At 46.7% G+C, this 19,254-nt stretch carries 14 protein-coding genes; 13 read left to right on the top strand and 1 reads right to left on the bottom strand.

Features of this window, described 5'->3' with window-relative positions:
* The first annotated feature begins 80 nt into the window (after positions 1 to 80).
* From DMB88_RS23865 to DMB88_RS23830, 8 genes are all read left to right on the top strand, one after another.
* Positions 81 to 1,055 (top strand): ABC transporter permease, encoded by a 975-nt coding sequence (locus DMB88_RS23865; RefSeq protein ID WP_128103339.1) that lies wholly within the window; start codon positions 81 to 83, stop codon positions 1,053 to 1,055.
* 23 nt (positions 1,056 to 1,078) lie between these two features.
* A complete protein-coding gene (locus DMB88_RS23860) occupies positions 1,079 to 1,966 on the top strand; it encodes a carbohydrate ABC transporter permease (RefSeq protein WP_056702765.1) in 888 nt (295 codons plus the stop codon).
* An 18-nt stretch (positions 1,967 to 1,984) separates the two neighbouring features.
* Positions 1,985 to 3,496: an extracellular solute-binding protein gene (locus DMB88_RS23855; protein WP_128103338.1), complete on the top strand. Its 1,512-nt coding sequence runs from the start codon at positions 1,985 to 1,987 to the stop codon at positions 3,494 to 3,496.
* 429 nt (positions 3,497 to 3,925) lie between these two features.
* Entirely contained in the window at positions 3,926 to 7,276 is a 3,351-nt protein-coding gene (locus DMB88_RS23850) for a glycosyl hydrolase (protein WP_164848779.1), read from the top strand.
* Between the two features lie 103 nt (positions 7,277 to 7,379).
* Positions 7,380 to 8,996 (top strand): glycoside hydrolase family 43 protein, encoded by a 1,617-nt coding sequence (locus tag DMB88_RS23845; protein ID WP_128103336.1) that lies wholly within the window; start codon positions 7,380 to 7,382, stop codon positions 8,994 to 8,996.
* A 99-nt stretch (positions 8,997 to 9,095) separates the two neighbouring features.
* On the top strand, positions 9,096 to 10,382 hold the full coding sequence (locus DMB88_RS23840; RefSeq protein WP_128103335.1) for a Gfo/Idh/MocA family protein: 1,287 nt from the start codon (positions 9,096 to 9,098) through the stop codon (positions 10,380 to 10,382).
* A gap of 49 nt (positions 10,383 to 10,431) precedes the next feature.
* On the top strand, positions 10,432 to 11,265 hold the full coding sequence (locus DMB88_RS23835) for a polysaccharide deacetylase family protein (RefSeq protein WP_128103334.1): 834 nt from the start codon (positions 10,432 to 10,434) through the stop codon (positions 11,263 to 11,265).
* Complete coding sequence (locus DMB88_RS23830) at positions 11,175 to 13,493, top strand: glycoside hydrolase family 88/105 protein (RefSeq protein ID WP_254438323.1); 2,319 nt, start codon at positions 11,175 to 11,177, stop codon at positions 13,491 to 13,493. Before DMB88_RS23835 ends, DMB88_RS23830 begins: the two co-directional genes overlap by 91 nt.
* Positions 13,494 to 13,846: 353 nt before the next feature.
* Here DMB88_RS23830 and DMB88_RS23825 read toward each other — a convergent pair whose 3' ends face one another.
* The gene (locus DMB88_RS23825; RefSeq protein WP_128104581.1) at positions 13,847 to 14,722 is read right to left on the bottom strand and encodes a DUF72 domain-containing protein; all 876 of its coding nucleotides are present in this window, start codon (positions 14,720 to 14,722) and stop codon (positions 13,847 to 13,849) included.
* Between the two features lie 242 nt (positions 14,723 to 14,964).
* Here DMB88_RS23825 and DMB88_RS23820 point away from each other — a divergent pair, with 242 nt between their 5' ends.
* The 5 genes from DMB88_RS23820 (at position 14,965) to DMB88_RS23800 (ending at position 19,060) form a co-directional block, all read left to right on the top strand.
* On the top strand, positions 14,965 to 15,711 hold the full coding sequence (locus DMB88_RS23820; protein WP_128103333.1) for a class I SAM-dependent methyltransferase: 747 nt from the start codon (positions 14,965 to 14,967) through the stop codon (positions 15,709 to 15,711).
* 20 nt (positions 15,712 to 15,731) lie between these two features.
* Positions 15,732 to 16,721: an MBL fold metallo-hydrolase gene (locus DMB88_RS23815; protein WP_128103332.1), complete on the top strand. Its 990-nt coding sequence runs from the start codon at positions 15,732 to 15,734 to the stop codon at positions 16,719 to 16,721.
* Positions 16,722 to 16,957: 236 nt separating this feature from the next.
* The gene (locus tag DMB88_RS23810; protein WP_128103331.1) at positions 16,958 to 17,284 is read left to right on the top strand and encodes a hypothetical protein; all 327 of its coding nucleotides are present in this window, start codon (positions 16,958 to 16,960) and stop codon (positions 17,282 to 17,284) included.
* Entirely contained in the window at positions 17,281 to 18,330 is a 1,050-nt protein-coding gene (locus tag DMB88_RS23805) for an FAD:protein FMN transferase (protein WP_128103330.1), read from the top strand. The genes DMB88_RS23810 and DMB88_RS23805 overlap by 4 nt, the downstream gene beginning before the upstream one ends.
* Positions 18,331 to 18,400: 70 nt before the next feature.
* On the top strand, positions 18,401 to 19,060 hold the full coding sequence (locus tag DMB88_RS23800; RefSeq protein WP_128103329.1) for a ferric reductase-like transmembrane domain-containing protein: 660 nt from the start codon (positions 18,401 to 18,403) through the stop codon (positions 19,058 to 19,060).
* The last annotated feature ends 194 nt before the right edge of the window (positions 19,061 to 19,254 follow it).

Raw genomic sequence — 19,254 nt, 5'->3', positions numbered from 1 at the left:
AAGGTTGCCGGAAATAAGGGCGCTGTATAGTCTGAGTATCAGATAATTTGATAACGCTTACAAGAATGGAGGGAGAGGGCATGAACGGGAAGAATGGAAGTGCCGCTACAACAACGCAGGCGGATATTTCAAGTTACTCCGTAAAACGGGAGTCCAACTGGAAGCGGCAGATCAAGCGAAATAAATGGTTATACGTACTTGTACTTCCCGGTTTTCTGTACTTTGTAATCTTTAAATACTTGCCCATGTGGGGAATCGTTATTGCTTTTCAGGATTATCAGCCTTTTCTAGGGATTCGCAATAGTGAATGGGTAGGGTTGGAGAACTTTACAACCTTTTTCTCGAATCCAGACTTTTTCCGATTGCTACGGAATACGTTGCTTCTTGCCTTATACGATCTCATTTTCTTTTTCCCGGCACCGATCATTATTGCACTTTTATTAAATGAGATTCGAACAGCTTTTTTCAAAAGAACGATTCAGACGCTTGTATATGTACCACACTTTGTATCTATGGTGATTATCGCCAGTATCACTTATGTATTTCTGACACCTCAAGGCGGGGTGCTGTATGAGCTGATTGCGATGATCACAGGTAAACCGATAGATGTGCTATCCAACCCGGATACGTTCCGACCGCTGATCATTATTCAGATGATGTGGAAGGAGATGGGGTGGGGGACAATCATTTTCCTTGCGGCACTTGCTGGAGTAGATACAGAACAGTATGAGGCATCCATTGTGGATGGGGCAGGACGTTTACGCCGAATGTGGCATATTACCCTGCCAGCGATTCGTACTACGATTGTAATTTTGCTCATTCTAAGACTCGGGAACTTTCTGGACACAGGATTCGAGCAGATTTACCTGATGACGAACTCACTGAATCGGGATGTAGCGGATGTATTCGATACCTATGTGTATACCGTGGGGATTACGCAAGGTGCGTTCAGCTACAGTACAGCCGTGGGACTCTTTAAGTCTGTTGTGGGGATTATATTGGTGCTTGGTAGTAATAAACTTGCCAAAAAGTTTGGTCATCCCGGTATTTATTAATAGACCTTAGGAGGTAACCGCTCATGAACAGTCGTCTGTACAACAGCCCTGCTGGCAGAGTATTTGATGTGCTCAACTACATCATGCTCGGCGTTCTGGGGTTACTAACCGTTCTTCCTTTCTTGTATATTATAGGGAATTCATTCGCGACCGAAGCTGAAATTACTGAACGTAGTTTTTTCCTTATTCCTAAGGTGTTCTCCCTTAGCGCATATGAGTATATTTTTTCATCCTCCACGATGTTTCGAAGTATTGGTGTATCCATCTTCATTACCGTTGTAGGTACGTTCGTTAACTTATTCTTCACGCTGACGATGGCATATCCGCTATCTCGCAGCGACTTCTGGGGACGGAATATGCTAATGAATATGGTCATTTTCTCCATGTTATTTGGGGGAGGCATGATTCCGACCTATCTCGTCATACGTGGTCTTGGACTGCTTGATTCCTACTGGTCTTTGATGCTTCCTGGCGCGATCAGCGCTTTTAATCTTATTGTTGTCAAAAACTTTTTTCAACAGATGCCGCCTGGGCTAGAGGAAGCGGCTCGCATCGACGGCTGTTCTGATCTTGGGGTGCTGTGGCGTATTGTTTTGCCATTGTCCAAACCGGTCATTGCTACATTTGCATTATTCTACGCCGTGGGACATTGGAATAACTTTTTCTCTGCATTGCTCTACATTTCCGATAGTACCAAATGGCCGCTGCAAGTTATGTTACGGCAAATTGTACTGCTGTCGCAGGCCAGTGTTGGAGATATGGCGAACATGGATCCCAACTTTGTAAAACCACCGGAACAGTCCGTAAAAATGGCGGTTATTGTTGTGGGTACGATCCCGATTTTGCTGGTGTACCCGTTCTTGCAAAAGCATTTTGCCAAAGGTGTCATGCTCGGTTCAATTAAAGGCTAAATCCAAGGGGGAGAATGTATGGGACAACCAAAAACAGGATTGAAGAAGATGGCTATTGTGCTTTGTGCATCTATGCTATTAAGCACAGTGCTCGCTGCATGTAGCGGGGAACAACAATCGAATACGGGGGAAGCGGCGAGTGGCACAGATCAGTTGACGATCATGCTCCCTAATTTTGAAGCAGAGAATCCACCGGAGAATAGTCCGGTTATCCAGAAGCTGGAGGAACTGACCAAGATAGATGTTAACTTTCAGTGGGTGCCCAGCAGCTCGTATGAAGACAAATTCAATATCACCTTAGCCTCGGGCAAATTGCCGGATATTATGGTGGTGCTCGGGAAGTCGCCGAGTTTCATCAACGCAGCTCGAACGGGAGCATTCTGGGAGCTTGGGCCTTACCTGAAGGATTATCCGAACCTGAGCCAAATGAATGAGATCATTACGAACAATGCTTCGATCGATGGCAAAACGTATGGCATATATCGTGCTCGTGCTCTTGGGCGTAACGGGGTAACGATCCGGAAGGACTGGCTGGAGAATCTGGGGCTGGAAGAACCGAAGACCATTGATGAGTTCTACAATATGTTGAAAGCGTTCACCAATGATGATCCGGACGGAAACGGTAAGCAGGATACGTATGGGCTGGTGGCGAGTAAATTCACAGGTCCATGGGATAACATGCAGGTGTGGTTTGGCGCACCAAACAAATGGGGAGAGGACAGCAGCGGGGCATTAATTCCCGCACACGACACCCCTGAGTATATGGAAGCATTGCAGTTCTTCCGCAAGATCTATAGTGAAGGTCTGGTGAATAAGGACTTTGCGGTTATGGACGCAACGAAACTTCCAGATCCGTTTGTAAATGGTCAGGCTGGTGTCATGGTGGATGTTGCAGATAATGCACAGCGCATGGATCAGAAAATCTTGGAGAAAGACCCTGCGGCTACGGGACGTGTGGACGTATTGCAAGCGATGGAGGGGCCAAAAGGTCTGCGTGATATGCCGACTTCTGGATACTCTGGGATGGTCGTCATCTCCAAGAGCAGTGTGAAAACCGAGGAGGATCTGAAGAAGGTGCTGACGTTCTTGGATCAATTGAACGAACCTGAGCTTCAGGCATTACTTGGCAACGGATTGGATGGGAAGCAGTATGAGAAAAAAGGCGATTACATCATCCCTACAACAGATAAACTAGCGCTGCGGGATGTACAGGGTTTGAATCAGATTCTGATGTTTATTCCCGAGGACAAAACGTTACGTGTAGAACAAACCCCTGTTCGACAGAAGGTTGTTGAAGTGCAGAAAGCTAATGAGGAGATTGTCATCGCGAATCCGGGCGAACCACTGATCTCGGATGTATATGCCCAGAAGGGACCACAGCTTGATAACATCATCAATGATGCTCGCATCAAGTTTATTGTAGGGCAGATTGATGAGAAAGGCTTCCAAGCTGCAGTTGAATTGTGGAGAAAGAGCGGCGGTAACGACTATGTTAAAGAAGTAAATGAGCTTTACGCTGCGCTTAAATAATCTTTATAGTACGTGTTCAAAAAGGTCGGTTTTCAGTACCAAGAAGATGGGATAAAGATAGAAATGGAGTAGCGGAGCGTAGGCAAAACTACGTGAGCAACTTCATGTTTCCGAAGGAAACAAACTTCGTAAGCATCCACTCATTTCGGCTGAATCCCATATTCGACGCTAGGATGCCTCAAGGCATCCTTCGTAATCAAAAGAGGACTTTTTAAACAACCTCTTATACTACAGCCCGGTTGCCGTTAGTGTCGTAGTGCAGGCGGCCGGGCTATTCAATATTCATCCAATTTAACAATTTTTTTGTGAATTATGGCTTCCCAGCATTCGTTTTTGTTGTATAATCAAAGCGAAACAAACCCATTTGAACTAAAATGAACGATAATGGAAGATGAACAACCACTCTTATGTATTTGGGAGGAAGGCGACATGTGGAACGGGGATGCTTTTGAAAATCCCGAGGCGCAGTACCGGGTTCATCCCTTTTGGTTTTGGAATGGGGATATGGAAGAGAGCCAGATTAAGCGTCAGATCGCAGAAATGCATAAGCAGGGTGTGGGCGGGTTCTTTATATGTCCGCGTCAGGGACTACAGATTCCTTATTTATCTGAAGCATGGTTTGATAAGGTAAAAGTAGCTACCCAAGCTGCGTATGAACTTGGCATGCAGGTCTGGTTGTATGACGAATATCCATATCCGAGTGGTATGGCCGGAGGCGAGGTAACACTTGAATTCCCGGAAGCGAAGCAACGTCAGCTTATTCATCATGATCTGAATGTACAAGGTGGCACATTGCTCGATTATGAGCTGCCCTGGGGACGCGTTTTATATGCCAAAGCTGTTCCTAAGGATGCCCAAGGGAAGCGCGTATGGCATGAATCGATCAATCTGCGAGGATTCATTGGTAATGTGCAGACAGATCAGGTGTACCAGGAGACGGGGCTGACTTCGTATAATCGCAAGCGATTTTTTACATACCATACGGCTTTTCGCTTGTTGTGGGAGGCTCCGGCTGGAGAATGGGAAGTTATTGTATTTCAAGAAGAAGAGATCGATGATTTTAAATATTACGGGAACTTTGTTGACCCTTGCCATCAGGAGGCAATGAGTCGTTTCATCGAACTCACCCATGATCGTTATCAGTCAGCGTTTGGAGAACAATTTGAAAGCGTAATCAAAGGTGTGTTTTCAGATGAGATTGCACCTCTCGGGAAGATTCCATGGTCACCACAATTGCCTGGTTACTTCAGTGAACGTTGTGGTTATAGCCTCATTGAATCTCTACCTGCGCTGTTGTATGGAGATATTCCGGATTTCGAGCGAATCCGCTATGACTATTTTCAATCCCTGCACGTATTGCTCCGTTCTTCTTATCATAAGCAAGTTCACGACTGGTGCGAGCAGGCTGGAATTCAATATGCGGCAGAGGTTCCTGGTGTGCGTATGACGACACAGATATACAGCCACATGCCAGGTGGAGATTCCGCCCACGAGAAGATCGGACGTTCGTTGTCCTGGATTCTTGAACGCTACGGAAAAAGAATGCGCGACAATCCCAAAATGGTCAGCTCATTAGCTAGACAACTGGGACGGGAACGAAATCTGATTGAATGTTTTCACAGTGTAGGCTGGTCAATGACCTTGCAGGATGCCAAATGGATGATTGATCGAATGGCGGCCATGGGCACGAACTTTTTCAACTTTCATGCTTTTTTCTATACGATTGGCGGGCTGGCGAAGCATGATGCTCCCCCATCACAGTTCCTGCAAAACCCGTACTGGGAACACTTTCGGGAACTCGGTGACTACACCGGAAGATTAGGTTACCTGATGAGCACCGGGACAGCCGATATCCGTATCGCTGTGCTGGACCCAACGACTACACTCTGGAGTTTAATGGGTAATCCACTACATGGTTTTGAATATAGCGGAGAAGACGAAGCAGAACGGGCAAGACTGGAACGACTCACGAATGACTGGATGAGGATCACTACGCACTTATTGCAGAGCAGACGGGATTATGACCATCTTGATCCGGAACTGCTGGCGGAAGCCCAGATGGTTGATGGCAGGATTGAAATAGGTGCAGCTCGTTATGAGGTTCTGATTCTCCCACCCATGCTGAATTTGGAAGAAGCGGCATGGAAACAGGTGAAGCAATGGGTACAACAGGGCGGGATCGTTATTTCTGTCGGGTTGCCTCCGTATATACCTATTCAGGAAGGAAGCCCAGCAGGGGATGAAGCGGCGAAGTTTTTCGGAGCTGGCGATCACCCAGAGATACCGTATTGGGGTAATGGTGAACCGGAACAGCATGAGGGTAAGTCCCTATGGCGGCGTGGTAAAGGAAAGGCTTATTTCCTCCCTATGGCAGGTATTGATTCAATAAATCAGGCTGTACTTGAGTCGATGTCCTTGCTTCTGGATGAGGTTCTGCCCGAACCCGTGCGTTGGGTGATGAAGAACGAAAGTTCTTCACTGCTTATGCAGACCAGACAATTGTCTGAAGGCGAATATATGGTCTTTTTGACCAATCAGGAAGATCAATGCTTAGAAGGCGAATTGAAGATCGCAGTTGATGCATTATGGACAGTTGCTGAACGCGCACCTAATCAAGGCTTGCGGGTAGAGCGATTAGATTTGGAGCAGGGACAACGGTATGCACTCCCCATCCATCATCGTGGAGACGAAGGGTATATTTCACTACAATTCGCAGCTTATGATGCACATGCTATACGACTAACCTGGGATGATGAGCACAGTTCATCAGAAGAACAGTTCACAGAGGGTACTGAGAAGAAGCAATCTGCTCTTGGTATAAAAAATATAGACCGTAGTCATCATGAATTTCATTCAATAATTATTCCTTCCGAGGGGCCTTGGCGACTTGAAACGGTTCAGCCTAACGTGCTGCGTATGGGGCATTTCCACCTTACGGCGAAAAATTACAACGGTGTAATTTTTGAGGATAGCCATTCTGAGGTCAAGCCGTTCATTGATCAGGCAGCAGATTGTTCAGCACATAACTTGCTCCCGCTCCAGTTTAATCAAGTATTCGGCACACCAAAGAAGCCATCCATTGCGTATCCACTGGAGTGCCATTACGCAACTTCGTTTGAACTAAGAACAGCCTTATCTGAGTGTCTGTTATTCATGGATCGAAGAGCCATTTCGGGTGACTGGACGTTAATCATTAATGATCATTCTATCCGTCCGGATGCGTTTGAATCAGTCGAGATTACGGATTTTGATAATATCGGTTATGACATTACACCATGGCTGCACAGCGGTCTTAACGAGCTGAAGGTTACAGTTCAGATCACGAAAGATGAAGATGGAATAGTTGATCCTTTGTACTTACAAGGACGATTTGGAGTGGAGTTTCATCATGAGGGTATGGCTTCCTTAGTTAGGGAACCAGACACGGCTGTGCAGATTCAACCGGAGCCTCAAGCGTTATATCCACATTTTGCAGGAGAGATGATTTACAAGCGAAGCTTTTGGTTGGATCAACGGAGTCCAGATATTCCGTTCTTCGAACTGGAATTCAGTGATTGGCGAGTTCAGGATGTTACTGAAGTTCTGGTCAACGGATACAGTCTGGGTGTTCGCTGCTGGTCTCCTTATCGCTGGAAGGGTCAATCTTCGTGGCTTCGCGCCGGGGATAATGAGATTGAAGTACGTGTGACCAATACATTAGTCGGTTTGCTTGAAGGTACGTATTTTGATTCCTTAAGTCATCAGCTGCGTGAAGCAGGTCGGGGATTGACTGATGGATAGCTGGTCAAAGCACACTGTCATGATAGCGCTTTAAAATCTCACCACAATGATCCATAAATTGGAGTAATCACTACTTTGAGGTCAAAAGGAAAGGAGCAATCTAATGGCTGCATCTCAATCCAGTCTAGAAAAATTTGAACCGATCTGGGTCGCAGATCAGGGGGATGGAACCTATCGTAATCCTATTCTACACGCAGATTATTCGGATCCGGATGTCATTCGTGTAGGCGACGACTTTTACATGACCGCTTCGAGCTTCTCGCATACACCAGGCTTACCGATCTTGCATTCAAAAGATTTGGTGAACTGGAAGCTCGTGAATTATGCCATTGAACGGTTGGATCTTCCGGGGTATGACGTTCCCCTGCATGGTAAAGGTGTATGGGCACCAAGCATTCGCTACCATGACAACAAGTATTGGATCTTTTTCAGTACACCGGACGAAGGCATCTATGTGACAACGGCGACACACCCTGAAGGACAATGGTCACCTCTTCATCTGGTGCATGAGGTTAAGGGGTGGATTGATCCTTGCCCACTATGGGACGACGACGGGCAGGCATATCTGGTGCATGCATTTGCCAATAGCCGCTGTGGCATCAAAAGCAAAATACAGGTGTGCCGTATGGCACCGGATGGAAGCCGGCTTTTGGATGAAGGAAGGATCGTATTTGACGGTACAGAGCACCATCCAACGATAGAAGGTCCCAAGTTTTATAAGCGTGATGGAGATTATTATATCTTTGCTCCCGCAGGTGGTGTGAAACCGGGATGGCAGACCGTGTTACGGTCGAAGCAGGTATTTGGCCCATATGAAGATCGAATTGTCATGCACCAGGGATCTTCCTCCATTAATGGCCCGCATCAGGGTGGGTATGTAGAGCTGGATTCCGGGGAGTCCTGGTTTATCCATTTTCAAGATCGTGATGCTTATGGACGAATTGTTCATCTACAGCCCATGCAATGGGATGAACAAGGGTGGCCAATCATTGGCTTGGATCAGGAAGGCGACGGAACCGGTGAGCCAGTGATCTTGCATAAGAAGCCCAACGTGGGAAGCACACACCCCGTAGTAGTACCTGAAGTATCCGATGATTTTAGGGCGGATCGTCTAGGGCTGCAGTGGCAATGGCAGGCTAACGCCCAGCCAGAGTGGGCTGATCTGAATTCAGAACAAGGACTTATTTTGCACACACTTCCTTATCCTGATGGCATTCAATCGTTATTTGGTGTTCCACAGCTATTGATGCAAAAGTTACCGGCGTCAGCCTTTGAAGCCACAACTCAATTGACTTTTCACCCGAAGCAGGCTGGCGATCAAGCAGGACTCATTTTGTTTGGAGATGCTTATGCCTATCTTTGCTTAACGCAGACTGAGGATGGAGCCATTCGATTATCCCTGAATCGTGGGGAGAAGCAAAAGAATAGTGATCTGCATGCAGACGAATGGCAGGAAGAAGGGCTAGACTGGAAGGGAGAAGGTTCAACGGCTTCCGGTTGGACTATTCATTTACGTCTTACCCTTATCGAACCTGCACATGTACAGTTTAGCTGGAGTGAAGATGGCGTGAGTTATACACCGATAGGCACAACATTTGTTGCAACGACTGCACTATGGGTTGGGGCGAAGATGGGACTGTTTGCTATTAATACGAAGTCTGAGCCTAGTGAGGGCAAAGGTAAGTATCGTTATTTTGCCGTGAAGGAAATTCAGGAATAACCGTTATCGCACATTGTTCTGTTGATCAGTATAAGGCGCGAATACGGATTAAATATAGTCGCATTCATACCAATCCAACTTAATGAGGAGAGATACACAATGAGCAAAAAAACATATGTACTCGTAGGAACAGGTGGCAGAGCAGGGTTTTTCTATACCGCGTTAGCGAAGGAATATAAGGATCGTTCAGAGCTTCTCGCCTTGTGTGATACGAACCAGACACGGATGGATTATGCCAACAAGGTTTTGACGCAGGATTGCGGATACCACGAGCTACCTACCTATACCGCAGATCGCTTTGAAGAAATGATCGCAGAGCATAAGCCGGATACGGTGATTGTGACTACAGTGGATCGCACACACCATCATTACATCATTAGAGCTATGGAGCTTGGTTGTGATGTAATCACGGAGAAGCCAATGACGGTGGATGAGCAGAAATGTCAGGAGATTTTGGATGCGGTACAACGTACAGGACGCGATGTGCGTGTGACGTTCAACTATCGTTATGCACCACATCATACAAAAGCACGCGAGTTGATAATGGACGGAGTCATTGGCGATATCCATTCCGTGCATTTTGAGTGGTTGCTGAATACACGTCACGGTGCAGATTATTTCCGTAGATGGCATCGGGATAAACGTAACAGTGGTGGCTTGCTTGTCCACAAATCAACACACCATTTCGACTTGGTCAATTTCTGGATCGGCTCACAGCCGGAAAGTGTATTTGCATACGGAGACCTGCTGTTCTATGGCAAAGAGAACGCTGAGCGCCGCGGAGAGCAACATAGCTATGCGAGAGCGACAGGCAATCCGCAGGCAGAGAACGATCCATTTGCATTACATTTGGATCAGAGTGAGCAACTGAAGGCAATGTATCTGGATGCAGAGCATGAGGATGGTTATCAACGGGATCAGAATGTGTTTGGCGATGGAATCAGTATTGAAGATACACTCGGTGTACTTGTTCGCTATAAGAACAAAGCGGTTCTAACATATTCCCTGAATGCTTACATGCCTTGGGAAGGATATCGCATCGCTTTTAACGGCAGCAAAGGACGTATCGAAATGAATATTGTAGAGCAATCGTATGTTAATGCGGGTGGTGACCGTGCTAATGAAGGAGCGCTTAAAGGTCGCAGTATCACCGTATTCCCAATGTTTGATGCACCTTACGAGGTGGAGGTTGAAGAGGGAGAAGGCGGTCATGGTGGTGGTGATCCAGTGTTGCTGAATGATATTTTTGGTGATCCGGTACCAGACAAATTCAACCGTGCTGCTGACCATGTGGACGGAGCTCGCTCTATTCTTACGGGTATTGCAGCCAACAAGGCGATCCGTACAGGGCTGCCTGTACGCATAGATGATTTGGTGAAATTTTAAGCGGGATAAGTGAAATGTCCGCTAATTCGGAGGGAGACAGGAGAAACATATGGGACATCGTATCCAGTTCGACCGGTATCCGGGTGGAGTAATGAAAGCGTTGACGTTCAGTTACGATGATGGTGTGGTGCATGATCGTAGACTGGTGGATATTTTCAATCGTTATGGGTTGCGTGGAACATTTAATCTCAATTCTGGTGTGCTCGGTAAAGTGGGGCGAATTGGTGAAGATGAGGTTGCAGAGCTGTATGCAGGTCATGAAGTGGCTGTACATACTGTCACTCACCCTACGTTGCCATATGTTCCGGATGAACTGCTCACCGAAGAAATTATGGAAGATCGAAGAGTATTGGAAAGGCTTGTTGATTATCCTGTGAGAGGAATGGCCTATCCCAATGGTGGATATGATCGTTCACTCAGCACCAAGTTGGAATGGCTAGGTCTGGATTATGCACGAACTGTTGAATCCCATGGGCAATTCACATTGCCTGAACGACCGCTTGAATGGCATCCGACATGCCACCATAACCATGATTTGGAATCTTTAACTGAACGATTTATTCAGCATACAAAGACAGGTACACCACTACTCTTCTACGTATGGGGTCACAGCTATGAATTCAATGATAATGATAATTGGGAAATTATTGAACGGTTCGGAGAGCAGATTGGTGGCAGAGATGATATTTGGTATGCCACTAATATAGAGATTATTGCCTACTGGAAAGCAGTGAAGCGGCTGGAATGCTCAGCAGATCGTTCGATGATTCATAATCCGTCTTCGATTTCAGTTTGGCTAACGGCAGATCAACAAGTGGTGGAAGTGAAAGGCGGAGAGACGCTGCGGTTAAAAGAGCTGATTCAACTTGGGGAAAGGAGCTGACAATCATCCGTTATTTTCATGAGAACGAGGCGATTGCAGGCAAGGTTCATGATTCAATACCCGACGTACTGACGACAGTGGCTCAGCGTTATATGGGGGATCATCCCAAGCATTCCTTTTTATTCAGAGCTTACCACCGCGGTGGTTTCCGCAGGCTTGCAGACTACCGTTATGATCTGAATCTGGATCAGAAATGGAGCGATGCACATGCAGGACAATATGTATATGTGTGGGGGAAGTTATGGAGCCAGCAGGACGCCACATTAAATACAGGTCTGAACTGTTATAGTCCAGTGACTGTCTACGTGAATGGAGAAGAGATTTTCAAATCCGAATTGCTTCAGGAGCTGTATCCAGAGCGTAGAACTCAATTTCCGATCCATGTAAAATACGGCTGGAATGATGTACTGTTATGTTTTGTAAAAACCGAAGTAGGCTTTGGTGGCATATATGGAACCGCATCGTTCAAAAACTTCCCTCTTCATTTTCTGACGCCTGGCGTTGACCGTCAGGGTCAGGAAGGTTGGCTGTATTCGGAACCTGTGGATGAACCACTCACCTCACTTCCACATGAAGGCATGACCGAAGCGGAGACAGGACTTACATGGTTTCCACAGAGGGAATGGACAGAGCAAGAGCTGAACGCTGGTAACTTTGGCCGGATATTTGGTACAGAAGAGCCTGCTGCTGCGTATGCATGGACCAAACTTGATGTTACGGTACCCGGAACGACCCCAGTCATTTTGCAAGGTACACACACAGGTGGACTCACCTTATTTGTGAACGATCAGGAAGTATATTCGGGGAAGACAAGTGGTGAATTCAAGGTTGAACTTCCACGTAAGTATGGAGCTGTTCATTTAGTTGCCAAAGGCGAATGCTTGGTGGTAGAGGACAGCTGGGGCTTCACGATAGGTGGTACTACCTCTGATACTGCTTCCTCCAAAGGATGGAGGTTATCATCTCCACATCCGGTTGCGGGATGCGCGGATGTTTGGCTGTATACGGGCAGTTTTTCCCTCGAATCTGCACCCACTGCGGGTGAGATCGTTGTAACCGATAGGGTGTTTGATAACGGCAGTACCGGAGTTTACTGGCAAGTAGATCTGCCCGAGACCAGCGTTCGTCCTTATTTGGAGAATACGCATTATGGCAAATGGAATTATCCACTGGGAGTAACCCTGCTTGGTTTGCTTCAGACAGGTCAAGAGTTGAAGCGAGACGATTACGTGCAGTATGTACGAGCGCATATTGAACTGAGCACCTCTTTTGACCGTTATGGATTATGGGATCGAGACCATTATGGTGCAGCCGGTATCAACAATCAGCTGTCTGCCATTGACAGTCTTGATGATTGTGGCTCCTTCGGTTCTACGTTACTGGCGAGCATGGCAAGTGGTGAGATTCGCGGCGGACTCGATACAGCACACCGGATTGCTCGTTATATTACGGATGAACAGGAACGGCTGGAGGATGGCGCATTCTATCGAGTTCGGGGTAGCGGAGAGATGCGTCATGAAACGATGTGGTGTGATGACCTCTATATGAGTACACCTTTTTTAATGCGTTATGGTCAGCTCACGGGAGAAACATCATATTGGGACGATGCTATTAATCAATTCTTGCTGTTCCGCAAATATCTATATATTCCACAGCAACAGATCATGTCTCATGTGTATGATTTTGTGCGTGGACGGGCAACAGGTATTCCGTGGGGGCGAGGCAACGGCTGGGTGCTCTTCTCTCTAACCGAGTTGCTGACGATTCTGCCGAATGATCATGAAAAGCGACCGGAGCTGCTTCAGTTCTATCGTGATTTGTGTCAAGGCTACCTGTCATTGCAGGGAGAGAATGGTCTCTGGCACCAGGTATTGAATCGGCCTGATTCATATGAAGAGACATCCTGTACTTCGATGTTTATCTATGCCTACGCTCGTGGTATCCGAGAGGGTTGGCTAGAAGACTTTGAACCATATTTGGAGGCCGTGCGCAAAGGCTGGAAAGGGATTACGCGTATCTCTATTGATTATCAGGGGAATGTGTATGGCGTATGTCGTGGATCAGGTTACTCCTTCACAGCTTTATATTATCGAGATGATCTGGGCTGGAATCTGAATGATACACACGGCATTGGTATCGTGCTGCTTGCTGGGGTTGAGGCTCACAGGATGAACCAGCAACTGAGTCAAATTGGTTTGCCCACCTCACTTACGGCAGGTCAACGCTAAACGTTATACATGCTCCCTGTGATATGAAGCAGGATATCGTGTAATGGGAGTGCATGTAGACTATTTATGCTATGAAATGAGAAAAGCGGCTAGCTCAAGAGCTGGCCGCTTTTCTACGTGTAAACACAACGATAATCCTGATGAGGAACAAAAGGAATCTTATTTAAGTTTAAGTGCGTGTTCAAAAAGGTCGGTTTTCAGTACCGAGAAAATGGGATGAAGATAGAAATGGAGTAGCGGAGCGTAGGCAAAACTACGTGAGCAACGGACATTTCGGCTGAATCCCATATTCGAAGCTGAGATGCCGCTCGCGCATCCTTCGTAATCAAAAGCGGACTTTTTGAACAACCTCTTCAAAATAATTCGAGTTGTTCTGGCCCTGGCTCCTCTTCCACAATCGTCTTATCGGGAAATGGCTTTAATGGAATATCCAGCAGATCCATCATCATACGTGCATTTGTTGCGGCGTCTCCGCCAGAGTTGTTGTTGAAAATAACATATACATCCTTGCTCTGCTCCTGCAATTGCTCCAGATAACCTTTCCATTCCTGTAGTTCTTCCTGATTATATCGATACAGATAACGGGTCTCGCGCCAATTAGGCGCACCATTCTGATGCCAGCCTGATACGTTTCGACCATGCATACGAACCAGTGTCATCTCTGGATCTGTAGCCCGAGGTACAATAGGGATTGAGCCTTGTCCTGCCTGGGGTTCATCGCATACACTGTGAATCCAGCCCTGTTCCTTCAGGAAAGATAACGTACGTTCACGCATGGCATCTTCATACCAACTGCGGTGACGGAATTCAATGGCACATGGAATACCTTCCATTCTTAACCTAACTTCACGCAGTTCATTTACATTCTCTCGATTGCAGTCAAACCAGGGCGGAAATTGGAACAGGGCTGCCTGCATTTTGCCAGCCTCCATCATCGGCTCCAGTGACTCCCTGAAAGCTTTATACATCTCAGATATACTGTTGAAATAGGGCTTGCCCCGCAGGTGCCCTGTCATTCCCTGATACGCCTTAACGATAAAAGCAAAGGAATCTGGTGTCTCAGCCGCCCAGCGTGCCATCCGATCCCTGGGTTGCACAGCGTAGAAGGTGCTATCAACCTCAACGGTTGAGAAAAATTGCCCATATAAGGCAAGCTTGTCTTTGGCTTTTGTACGATGTGCATAAAGATCTTCCTGATCTCCCCATCCGGTGAGTCCAATCCGAATGATGATGTTCACCTCCAGTGTAAATGCAGGGATATCTGAATAATTACCCGGTTCGAATCGCTTCGACTATGTTTAACATTATATCGTGACGTTTCAGGCCGTTCAATGCGGATGAGGGATGGCGATGGCAGCTTTGAGTTTAAACGATAAAGACGATACAATGGCTAAAAGCTTATCATGAAAATGAAAGTGTACCAGCATATGACAGATAGAAAGGCTATTTACCATATGGAGGGCGAGAAGCAATGACGGAATGGTATGAAAAGAGTTTCGGCGAGGACTATCTTCTGGTGTACAAACATCGCGATGTTCAAGGTGCAGTTCAAGAAGTACATAAAATGATCAACTGGTTACGGCTTGAGCCTAATTCGAGAGTGCTGGATCTGTGCTGCGGTATGGGGCGACATTCATTGGCACTTGCTGACGCGGGTTTCCAAGTGACAGGTATTGATCTATCTGATGTACTTTTGCGCGAAGCGCGAGATATGGATACAGACAACCGTGTAGAGTGGGTTCATGCGGACATGCGAGATCTACCATTAAAAGGTGGCTATGATGCTGTAGTCAATCTGTTTACATCCTTCGGTTATTTTAAGGAAGACGGAGAGCAGCTCAAGGTACTACAGGTTATTCGCCGAATGCTGAAGCCAGGGGGCAGTTTTATCATTGATTTTATGAATACAGCCTACGTGACTCGTCATCTGGTAGTCCAATCAACCCGTGAAGACGAAGGACAGTACATTGAAGAGTTTCGCAAGATAGAGGATGGATTTGTACAAAAGGAAATACGTATTACCGACACGACCATACCCGACCAGAAAGCACGTGTGTATCATGAACGGGTCAAGTTGTACAGCCGTGAACAATTAAACCATTTGTTACATGAAGCAGGTCTGATCGTCGATCAGGTTCATGGAGGATATGATGAAGAGAAATATGATGAACAGGAATCGTCACGTATGATCTTTGTGGGTCATCGTCCTGAAGAGTAAGGAATGGAGAGTAATCATTTATGAAGAGATCAGAAGCGATAACCATGCCGGAATACATACACCGGGTCAAGATAACGATGTCTTTTCCTTTGCGTTGGGTGAACAGTTATGTATTACGTGAGAGCGATGGAACGATTACGATTGTAGATCCAGGGCCGCGTAGCAGCGAGACTGAACTAGAGTGGCAGGAAGCGCTATCAAATTTAGGATTATCCTTTCAATCCATTAGCCAAATTGTATTAACGCACCACCATCCAGATCATCTGGGTTTGTCTGGCTGGCTGCAGCAAAAGACAGGTGCTCCTGTTCGCATGTCTAGTCGATCCATGAAAGAAGCGGAGTACATGTGGGGGCAGAACGCCACCATTAATGTCGTGCTACCTGAATATTATGGACAGCATGGGATGCCAGCAGATAAGACAAAACAGATTCATGAGCACATGGAGAGCTTTGATTCGCAGATTACCCCTCTTCCAGAGATAACTCCTATAGAAGATGGTGAGTGGTTGCAGATGGGGGGCCAGCGGTGGCTGGCGGTGGAAACAGGAGGACATGCTCCAGGACATTTAACCTTTTATGCTCCGGAGTCGAGAGAGATCCTGTGCGGGGATGCCGTTTTGCCACAGATTTCACCTAATGTCAGTCTTCAGCCCGGAAGTGATACGCAGCCCTTACTATCCTATATGGAGGGTTTGCATCGTCTTGGAGCTCTGGATGTGGAGCGAGCTTATCCTGGGCATCGTAATCCGTTTCTTCATTTCAATGAACGAACGGTTCACCTGCTCACACATCATGAGGAACGACTTCAGAAGATGGCTGAGCGAGTAGCGGAGGCACCTGTGAGTGCTTATGACCTTTGTATATTCATGTTTAGCGACCGCTTGAGCATCCATCAGCTGCGATTTGCGATGAGCGAAACGTTAGCACATCTACAGGAGTTGATCCGGCGAGCAATCGTTGTTCAGCAGGAACAGAGAGACGGTACGTTTTTGTTTAACATCAAGAAGTGAATGCATTATGATGTTTACATTTTGCTAGCGTGGCGCTTAACCATAAGGTTCTGGTACCAGAGAGGATCTCTGACCAGAGCCTTTTTGTGTTGAACTTTTTGTGGCGGAACCTGTAATGTAAATTCCTTGATCTAACTGTAAAGCTTTAGCCTTTCTTAACGGTTCATTCATCTACTTTTAAGCCAGCCTGCCTATGATAGGAACATGAACTTCACCATAGAAGGTAGGGAAGATCGATGATGAAGAAAAAACGTAACCAATGGAGAAAATGGCAAGCCTCGGCCGCAGCAACATTAGCGGTGGCTGCACTCTTTCAATATGTAAGATCTTCGGATGCTTTTGACGTCGCTTATGCATCTGCTAATGGAATAGTTACAAGTAACACCCCCAACAGTGAGGTGGCTACGCGAGATGACGTAATGGATGAATGGAACAACAGTCGAACGGACAGCTCTGATCCTGGTCTTCGGTACAACCAGGATTACGGAAACAACCAACAAAATCAGCAAAACGATTCCAGATCCTATAGTGGCAGTTATCAGTCACGCACAGGTGCATCATGAGCCGGGTTGAGCAGCAACAGGCAGTCCTTCCGCTAGTTTCGCGCTTCCGCGCGATGAATACGGTGATCGAGGTGCACTTAGTCACGGGGCAGGAGGAAGCTGAGCATGCTGCAGACCTAGTACAGAATTGGTTTGAAACACAGGAGAAACGTTTTAGCCGCTTTGTACCAGATAGTGAACTTAACCGACTAAATCGCTCTACAGGCTGGTTGCCTGTATCGGCTGCGATGGATGAAGTGCTGAGTCTCGCCTACGGATACATTGGTCAGACGGAAGGTATCTTTCAGCCAGGCATTTCTCAGGCACTTTGTCAGCAAGGATACGATGTAAGCTTTGAGCAGTTGCAATCAGGGATGCTTACCAAGCAGCAGGATTGGAGTAATACAGCACAGTTGGTGTCTTCCACCTCATCGGATGCAATATTTGATTACTGTCGTCCGGGTTGGATGCACAGAGAGGGGAGTCGAATGGTTCACTTGGATCCTGGGACTGAGCTGGATCTTGGCGGTATCGTCAAAGGATGGGCTGTAGAACGTATAGCGGATTGGCTGCAACGTTCACTTCATATCCCTGCTGGGATGATTAATGCTGGTGGCGATATTCAGGTCTGGGGCACCCCTGCTCATTCCAGCTGGACGGTCTATATCACTGACCCGTTCTTGGAGAAGCGCAATCTAACAGGCAGCATTCAGCTAGATCGTGGAGCAGTCGCGACGTCGAGTCTGGTACGGAGACAATGGCTACATCCTAGTGGTAATGGTCAAATGGCTCATCATTTAATCGACCCTCGAACGCTGCAGTCCGCGAATACGGATATCGTACAGTGTACTGTTCTGGGACAACACACCTCCCAATGCGAGATTATAGCGAAGACCGTTTGCATCCTGGGAAGTGAAGAAGCGATTCGTTGGTTGAATCGGCATTATGACCGTCATGACGTGTTATGGGTAACACGGGACGGCAGTATGTGGTTCAGAGGAAATACAGATAAACTAGCTGAGCGCTGGCCTGGCATTGATCCCGATCACCGTTTTAGCCTGATTTAAGAGGTTGCTCAAAAAGTCGCTTGAGCTCGCAGTTTAAAAAACAATTCTATCGGATGTGGGGGAGCCGCTTATGGCACAATGGATTGTAGATTATCTACCAACCTGGAGTTTAATTCGAATTAGTGGTATAGCCGCTTATCTGTTGCTCTTTGCAGGAGTGTTTCTAGGCATTGCTCAAGGCATGCCGGCAGCAAAGGGAAAGCCAAAAGCGGCGATGTATAAATGGCATACGAGAACCACATGGCTAGCTTTTGGGCTGGGGATTGCCCATGCGTTAATCCTGTATATTGATCATTACAGTCCGTTTAGCTGGAGTGAATTGTTAATTCCTTTTACAGCCTCGGTGCATCCGATTGGAAGTGGACTAGGAACGTTATCCTTTTATGGACTGGTCATTGTTCTACTCTCTAGTGATCTTCGTAACAAGCTTGGCCGCAAATGGTGGTTTATCTTCCATATGTTGTCCTATCCGGTGTTCATCGGTTTACTCATTCATGGATTTGTGACAGGCTCGGATTCTAGCAACGTATTGATTCGTTTGATGTATGTATTCACCGGGTTAAGTATTATCGGAATGACCGTGTTGCGTGGTTTGATGCGGGAGCGTAAGGGTCCTGAGATTACGATCGGTCGCAAACCCGTACAGCCTGAATCCACCGTTGAACGGAACTGGAATGAGCTATATCAGTTGGCAAAAGTCGGCGTAGGCAGACAGGAGCACTTGAAATAGTTTTGTGGACAAAATTGGCTCTACGGAGCCAATTTTTTTGTTGTTTTGTGCGTAGTTTGAAAGAGCTTCTATCATCTTCGCGTGGCAAGTGCACCTTCTGCACCCATCTTTTGCACCCACAACGTATCAGTCTTTCTCCTTAAAAATGACAAACAAGCTAATCATCCTGTCTCTAGTTACTCGAAGAGAAAGGA

This window comes from Paenibacillus sp. DCT19, assembly GCF_003268635.1.
Taxonomy (GTDB): Bacteria; Bacillota; Bacilli; order Paenibacillales; family Paenibacillaceae; genus Paenibacillus.
This window is presented reverse-complemented; position numbering and strand designations above follow the sequence as displayed.

Bases quoted from the DNA above. Each gene is read 5' to 3' on its own strand.
- DMB88_RS23865 (WP_128103339.1), top strand. From the start codon at position 81: ATGAACGGGAAGAATGGAAGTGCCGCTACAACAACGCAGGCGGATATT.
- DMB88_RS23860 (WP_056702765.1), top strand. From the start codon at position 1,079: ATGAACAGTCGTCTGTACAACAGCCCTGCTGGCAGAGTATTTGATGTG.
- DMB88_RS23855 (WP_128103338.1), top strand. From the start codon at position 1,985: ATGGGACAACCAAAAACAGGATTGAAGAAGATGGCTATTGTGCTTTGT.
- DMB88_RS23850 (WP_164848779.1), top strand. From the start codon at position 3,926: ATGTGGAACGGGGATGCTTTTGAAAATCCCGAGGCGCAGTACCGGGTT.
- DMB88_RS23845 (WP_128103336.1), top strand. From the start codon at position 7,380: ATGGCTGCATCTCAATCCAGTCTAGAAAAATTTGAACCGATCTGGGTC.
- DMB88_RS23840 (WP_128103335.1), top strand. From the start codon at position 9,096: ATGAGCAAAAAAACATATGTACTCGTAGGAACAGGTGGCAGAGCAGGG.
- DMB88_RS23835 (WP_128103334.1), top strand. From the start codon at position 10,432: ATGGGACATCGTATCCAGTTCGACCGGTATCCGGGTGGAGTAATGAAA.
- DMB88_RS23820 (WP_128103333.1), top strand. From the start codon at position 14,965: ATGACGGAATGGTATGAAAAGAGTTTCGGCGAGGACTATCTTCTGGTG.
- DMB88_RS23815 (WP_128103332.1), top strand. From the start codon at position 15,732: ATGAAGAGATCAGAAGCGATAACCATGCCGGAATACATACACCGGGTC.
- DMB88_RS23810 (WP_128103331.1), top strand. From the start codon at position 16,958: ATGATGAAGAAAAAACGTAACCAATGGAGAAAATGGCAAGCCTCGGCC.
- DMB88_RS23805 (WP_128103330.1), top strand. From the start codon at position 17,281: ATGAGCCGGGTTGAGCAGCAACAGGCAGTCCTTCCGCTAGTTTCGCGC.
- DMB88_RS23800 (WP_128103329.1), top strand. From the start codon at position 18,401: ATGGCACAATGGATTGTAGATTATCTACCAACCTGGAGTTTAATTCGA.